We start from the raw sequence: 6,278 nt of genomic DNA, 5'->3' as shown, positions 1-6,278 counted from the left end.
CTTCAGCTCGAATAAGCGCCGCCGGGCACGGCGTCGGATTCCGCTCGCCGGCAACCACCGGCGCCGGGAATCGCTTGCCTGGCGACCGTGACACCGGCGCGAGGACTGATTCGACCACCCTCCCGGCACCCGCCAGGGCGTCCCGCTGCCCCCCTGGTTAGGTCAAACCCACTCCGCAACGGCCAACGCCAGCGCCGACCGGTGCCGACGACGCCCGATGTCAGCTGGCGGCAGGGTTATGCTTCAGGGCTGGGGCGCGGCCGATGAAGTTGCGTTCGCCGTGAATGCGGTAGTCGCGACCCTGGTCGGGCCCCGCGATGCAGACCAGCCAGCCGACCACCGGGTCGATCCCGAGGCGCTTCTTGAAGATGCCGACGGTTTCCTCGGGGTCACCCCGCGGGGTGGCGCGGCTGCCGGCGGCGCGGGTTCTGGGGAAGTCCTCGGCGACGGGCGCCGGGTCCAACCGGCCTACGGTCTCCCCGAGTTCGATCGACACGCCGCAGTAGGGGCAGGTGGAATGGGTGCCCTCATCGTAGAAATGTCCTTTGCCGCAGGATTTCATGGCCATGCTGTTGCTCCGTGGTGCCGCGCGGGTGCTCTTGCGGATTCTAGGGAATCGGCGGTGAGGAAGAAAGGCGCCTTTGCCCGGCAGTCTCAAATTTGCGTGGCCGCCGCCGGCAGCGTGTCGGCGGCGAGGCGGATGGTGGATGCGCTGCGCTTATCCACCCTACAAAACCGGCTCTACTGTAGGGTGGATAAGGCGCGCCGCTCGATGCCAGGGACCCGGCACGGCGGTCGCGCGCGCCGCATCCACCAGGGGTCGCGCCATGCCACCCGAATTTGGAATTTCTGCTCAGGAGCATAGGGTAAACAAGCGCAGCGCAGTCCACCAGCGGGGCCGCTGGATTCGGTGGACTGCGCTATCGCTTGTCCACCCTACAGGGTCACGCAGCGTCCTTGGTGTCCCGGCCGGCCCGCACTCAGCGTACCGACACGCCGCCCTGCGCATCCACCACGATGGTCGCCACCGGCACGGTCTCCCCTTGGGTGCGCAGGTGCACGGTGCTGAAGGCATGGCTATCGTCACGGTGAAAGACCCGGCCCTGGATCGACACCGGCTTGGTGCTGTCTTTCACGGCATAGAGGTGCACCAAGACCCGGTAGTCCCCGGGCGGTGCGTCGCGGATCTCCCAGACTTCGTTGCCGGGGCCGTTGATGGTGTCCTCGCTCAGTTCGCCCGGACGACCGCTGATGGTCTTGCGCTGGAAGCTGAACTCGGCGCCACTCGGGTCGATGACGTGCAGGTCGATGTCGTCCCGCGTGTTCCAGCGCACGTAGAGCACCAGGAACGTCTTGGCCAACCGGCGCTCCAGGCCCTCGGCGCGCTCGCGCTGTTGCTGCGCCTGGGCGTTCGCCGCCGCTGCCGCGGCCTGAGCGGCACGGACCTGCTCCGCGGCGTCCGCGGCGGCGCTCTCGGCCGCACGGGCGGCCTCCTCGGCGGCGGCCGTGCGCGCCGCGGCAGCCTGCGCCTGGTGTTGCGCCTGCGCGAGCTGTCGCTGCAGCTCGGCAACGATGGCCTGATAGTCGATGTGCTCTTTGCGGTAATAGGGCATGAGCACGATCATGATGATCAGAAAGGCGGCCATGGCCCCGGCGATCACGTCGAGCATCGACAGGTTGAAGATGTTGATTTCGCGATTGCGGCGGCGCACGGTGCTGCTCCTTGGTCAGGCGGCCTTGGTCATGGCTGCGGCCACGTGGAATCTGGAAATCGTAGGGTGGACAAGCGTAGCGCAGTCCACCATCAAAGGCGCGGGGGGTGGTGGACTGCGCTATCGCTTGTCCACCCTACGGGCTTGTCCAACCTACGGGCCTGGTCCGGGTCAGGTCACGAACACGGCGGCGGCCGTGTAGTTGTCGTTGCCCGGTTCGGCCCGCGCCAGCAGGCGGACGGCCAGGGTGTGCAGCCAGGTGTCCGGGTCCGCGCTCTTGGCCAGCGTCACCTCCATCTCGGGCTCGGTGACATACTCCCAGAAGCCGTCCGTGCAGAGCAGAAAGACATCGCCGCGCGCCAGGGCCACCGGGCTCTCCAGCACCGTGGGACGCACGGTGTCCGCGTTGCCCAGGGTGCGCAGGAGCCGGTTGCGGTCCTCGTGGAAGCGAATCTCGTCCGGGCGAATCTCCCCGGCGCGCGCCAGCACCTGGGGGACACTGTGGTCGGCGGTCTGGAAGCACAGGCGACCGCCGCGAAAGTGATAGAGCCGACTGTCGCCGACATGGGCCCAGAGCGCACGTTCACCGTCGCTCAGAAGCACCACCAGGGTCGTGCGCATCCGCTCCAGCCGAGGGTCGCTGGCCTGCTGGTCCTGGATGGCCTGGTGGGCGCCCGTGATCGCCCGGGTCAAGGCCGCGCCGGTCGGCAGCGGCGCCCCGGTCAGTGCATCAAGAATGTGATCCACCGCGATGCGCGCGGCCACCGCCCCGCCCGCATGGCCGCCCAGCCCATCCGCGAGCACCCAGCAGCCGTCGCGCCAGGCGCAGACGTCCTGGTTGTCGGCACGCCCGCCGGCGCTGCTCAAGGTCGCGGTGTGCAAGGTCAAGGCGCTCATGTCAGCAGGACTTCGAAAGCCACCGCGGGCGTGGCCAGGTGAAAACGGTCGCCGGGATTCAGGGTCACGCACTGGCCCGCGGGCACGGGGGCGCCATTGACGAAGGTGCCCTGGGTAGACCAGCAATCTTCTAAGGTGAAGGCCCGGCGGGACACATCGTAGCCAACCAGGGCGTGGCGTTTGCTGACCTGAACAAAGGTCGGCGGAATCACCAGTTGCGCCAGGGCCGGATCGCGGCCGATGGCGATGCCGTCACCGGCGATGGGCAGGGTCGCGCCGGCGTAGGGTCCGGCGATGCCGCGCAGACTCGGCGTGCGGCGCGCGGCGGCGGGCGTCGCCGACGCGGTTGGCCGGGGGCTCAGCCCACCCAAGGCGCGGGTCACCCGCTCGCGCACCGCCGCCCGACCGCGCCGGGAAGCGGCCAGGATCACCCCGGCCATCGACAGGGCCAGGAGCCCCGTGAGCAGCGCCGCCACCAGGGGTTCACGGTGCCACAATGAACCGAGCGCGCCCACCCGGTCAGGCTCCACCTGGAACGGAATCCCGAGGCGCTCCAGGAACGGCAGGACCTCGTCACTCGCCACCGCCCAACCGATGCCCTCGCCAAGCGGCACCCGCCCCTCGGAGCGCGCGCCGGCCGCATCGCGCGTCTCGACTACCGTCAGCGCCTTTTGCGTATTGACCCCGATCACCCGGCCGAAGGCATCGTACAGCGGTCCGCCCGAGTTGCCGGGGTTGATGGCCGCATCGGTCTGGATCAGCCGGGGCAACTCCGGGGCGGCCGGCCGCGGGTAGATGCGGCTCACCACACCGCTGGTCACGCTGGGGTCGGCCATATCGGCGCCGCTGGAATCATCCGCCGCGCCAGGGAAGCCGTAGGCAACCACCCGGTCGAGCTTGCGCACACTGGCGATCGGGGCAAAGTGCACGGCCGGGCGACCCAGGCCCCGGTCGGTCTTGAGCACGGCCAGGTCGCGGTGTTCATCATGGGACAACACCCGCGCCGGGATCAGGTGCTCCCGGTCGGCCGCCAACAGCACGGCCGCGGCGCCGCCCTCCGCGGTACAGGCCACCACGTGCCAATTGGTGACGACATGGCTGCCGTTGCCCACCACGAAGCCCGACCCGGTGCCGAGCCGATCGCCCGCGGCCGCCATGCAGAGCACGCGCACGGTGGCCGCGTCCATCCGCTCGCTGACGGCATCGTCGGCCGCCGCGGCAACGAACAGGAGCGCACCGAGCAGGCTGAAGAGGCCGCATGCGCCGTGACGCAGCCGGCGGGAGGCGCCGCCGCGGGAGTGGTCCAAGTCGATCGCCATGCGGGCACCGATCCGGGTTGCAGGTTGAACGAGAATACTCCAGTCGTTCCACATTTGAGATGAAAGTCCCCCGTGGGAGCGGCGTCCCGCCGCGATGGGGCCTGGCGCGTAACCCGACCGTTCGGGGTGACCGCGGCATCCATCGCGGCGGGACGCCGCTCCCACGGGGTCGCTGCGCGACTTTCACGGCAAATCTAATGACCGTCGATCAAATCGAAGAAGCGGCCGCGCGGAAATCGATGGGCCTACTCGGTTCCCTTACCGAAGAGCTTGTCATAACGCCGGTTGTCGCCCGGCTTGACCTCGTAACACTCATCGACCAGATGCGGGGTGCCGGCGGCGATCAGCTCGCTGACGGTGACGAACCGGTAGCCGCGCTTGCGGATGGCGGGGATCAGCGTCGTGAGCGCCTCGGCGGTGTGTCGGCCGCGGCCGTTGCCGTGGGCGATGACGATGGCCCCCGGCTTGAGGCTCGTCAGGACAGCCTTGACGATCTGCGCCGCGGACTGGCCGGCCGCCGGGTCGCCGGTGACGATGCTCCATTGCACCGGATAGAGACCGGCGGCGGACACCGCATCGAGTGCGGCGGCGCTACAGGTCCCGTAGGGAAAGCGCAAGGTCCGCGGCACAATAGGAATGCTGTCGTGCGCCTCGGCGGCGAACGGCTGGGCGCAGGGACGCCCGAGCAGGTCCTCGCGCAGCAATTCATATTCGGCCTGGGTCCACTGAATCTGGTCCTCCAGTTCCCGGCCCCCGAGCACGCGCAGATTGCCGTGGGTCCAGGCGTGGTTACCGAGTTCGAACAGGGGGTCCGCCATCAATTGCCGGGTGCGCTCGGGATGCGAGCGCATCCATTTGCCCCCGGCGTAGAAGGTCGCCTTGACCTGCTCAGCGCGCAGGAAATCCACCAGTTCACCGTCATAGCCGGTGACCTCGTCGGCCTGTTCGCACAGATCGAAGGTCAGGGCGACCAACTGCTCGCCGTTGAAGGGTGCGACCGAGCGCAATGACCGGGCGAACTCGGGGCCCAGCGCGCGATCGGGATGCGTCGGGGTCAGCCGCTCCGGCGGGTGGTGGTCCGCGGGCCGCTGTTGCCGGATCTTGCGCTCGCCGGGGCGCCCCTTGAGCTGCTCCGGGGTCCAGCAGGCGTCGAGGAGAGCCGCCGAACCCGGTCCGGAGGCGGGCTCAGCGGCAAACGCGCTGTCCCCCGCGCCGGGCGGCAGCGGATCGGTCGGAGGCGCGGCCGGGGCCTCGACCGGGAGCGCGGGCGCGGCGGGCTGGATGGTCAGGTCCAAGGACTGACCCGCGCGCGGGGGCGGGGCCTCGATGAGCAGAGGTCCCAGCGCCGCGGGCATGGGCGCGATGGGCTCAGCCGCGACGCTCGGGACATCCGCCGCCGGAACGCTCCCCCACCCGACAGCCAGGACCAGGATCAGCGTCCGCGTCAATGTGCTTGCCATGCTGATTGTCTGTCTCCTCATTGACGCTTCAGACTCCCAAAACGCTCGATACGCCAGACCCAGTCGCGCAGCACCAGGGGCACCAGACCACGATAGCGGTCGCTCTTGCCGTCTCTGGTTCGAGTCCGCGGGTGATTGTAACTTGGTCCGGTCGTCGCCGGATGCTCGCGGGGCGGCGGCAGCAGTCCGAAATTTCGGCGGCATCGCGCGAACCCTGGTGGATGCGGCGCGCGCGACCGCCATCCCAGGTCCCTGACACCAAAGGGCGCGCCTTATCCACCCTACAGCGGAGCCGGTTTTGTAGGGTGGATAAGCGCAGCGCATCCACCATCAGCCTCGCGGCCGACACGCTGTTGGCGGCGGCCACCCAAGACGAGACCATGTCCCAAATTGCAGACCCGTCCGGCCACAGCAGCCGCTGCCAGCCTCAACCCCTGGAGTCCAAGGCTTCAGCCTCGGAGGAGGACGCCAACGCTGAAGCCTTGGACTCGATGTATCCTGTCTTCAACCGCTGCCGCAAATACCCGCCTGGAGAAATCGTCATGAGCCCATCATTGCTCGAACTGCCCATCGACAAGCGAATCCAGTTGGTAGAAGACCTGTGGGACAGCATCGCCGCGGACCAGAACGCCCTGCCCCTGACGGGCGAGCAGCGGGCTGAACTCGACCGCCGGATCGACGCCTACGCGCTGGATCGCAACCCCGGGCGACCCGCTGACGAGGTGATCGCCGACATCAGACGGCGGCTGTGACCGCCGAGGTGATCCGCCGGTTCCCCTTCGGCGTCTTCTATAGCCGTCGGACGTAATAACCGGACGTAGGGGCGGGTTTCAAACCCGCCCCTACATCAAACGTCTGTCTGGATATCAGGTACGAAGGCTATACCAGAT

6 protein-coding genes are annotated in these 6,278 nt (G+C 68.6%); 1 reads left to right on the top strand and 5 read right to left on the bottom strand.

Going from position 1 to position 6,278, the window contains the following annotated elements:
* Window positions 1–220 precede the first annotated feature (220 nt).
* The 5 genes from A39O_RS35885 to A39O_RS37310 all read right to left on the bottom strand — a co-directional run bounded on the left by A39O_RS35885 (window position 221) and on the right by A39O_RS37310 (window position 5,388).
* Complete coding sequence (locus A39O_RS35885) at window positions 221–568, bottom strand: hypothetical protein (protein WP_020508426.1); 348 nt, start codon at window positions 566–568, stop codon at window positions 221–223.
* Window positions 569–980: 412 nt separating this feature from the next.
* A complete protein-coding gene (locus tag A39O_RS0130455) occupies window positions 981–1,712 on the bottom strand; it encodes a YfaP family protein (RefSeq protein ID WP_020508425.1) in 732 nt (243 codons plus the stop codon).
* Window positions 1,713–1,883: 171 nt separating this feature from the next.
* The gene (locus A39O_RS0130450) at window positions 1,884–2,609 is read right to left on the bottom strand and encodes a PP2C family protein-serine/threonine phosphatase (protein ID WP_020508424.1); all 726 of its coding nucleotides are present in this window, start codon (window positions 2,607–2,609) and stop codon (window positions 1,884–1,886) included.
* Window positions 2,606–3,928, bottom strand: coding sequence for a trypsin-like peptidase domain-containing protein (locus tag A39O_RS37315; RefSeq protein ID WP_169338519.1), 1,323 nt, complete (start codon window positions 3,926–3,928; stop codon window positions 2,606–2,608). The genes A39O_RS0130450 and A39O_RS37315 overlap by 4 nt, the downstream gene beginning before the upstream one ends.
* A gap of 245 nt (window positions 3,929–4,173) precedes the next feature.
* Window positions 4,174–5,388, bottom strand: a complete 1,215-nt coding sequence (locus A39O_RS37310) for a polysaccharide deacetylase family protein (protein ID WP_020508422.1) — start codon at window positions 5,386–5,388, stop codon at window positions 4,174–4,176.
* A gap of 305 nt (window positions 5,389–5,693) precedes the next feature.
* Here A39O_RS37310 and A39O_RS43060 point away from each other — a divergent pair, with 305 nt between their 5' ends.
* Complete coding sequence (locus A39O_RS43060; RefSeq protein WP_020508421.1) at window positions 5,694–6,140, top strand: addiction module protein; 447 nt, start codon at window positions 5,694–5,696, stop codon at window positions 6,138–6,140.
* Window positions 6,141–6,278: the final 138 nt, after the last annotated feature.

Origin of the sequence: Lamprocystis purpurea DSM 4197 (assembly GCF_000379525.1) — a bacterium.
Taxonomy (GTDB): Bacteria; Pseudomonadota; Gammaproteobacteria; order Chromatiales; family Chromatiaceae; genus Thiodictyon; species Thiodictyon purpureum.
Note: the sequence above shows the minus strand (reverse complement) of the source record. Positions and strands in the feature narration are given on the sequence as shown.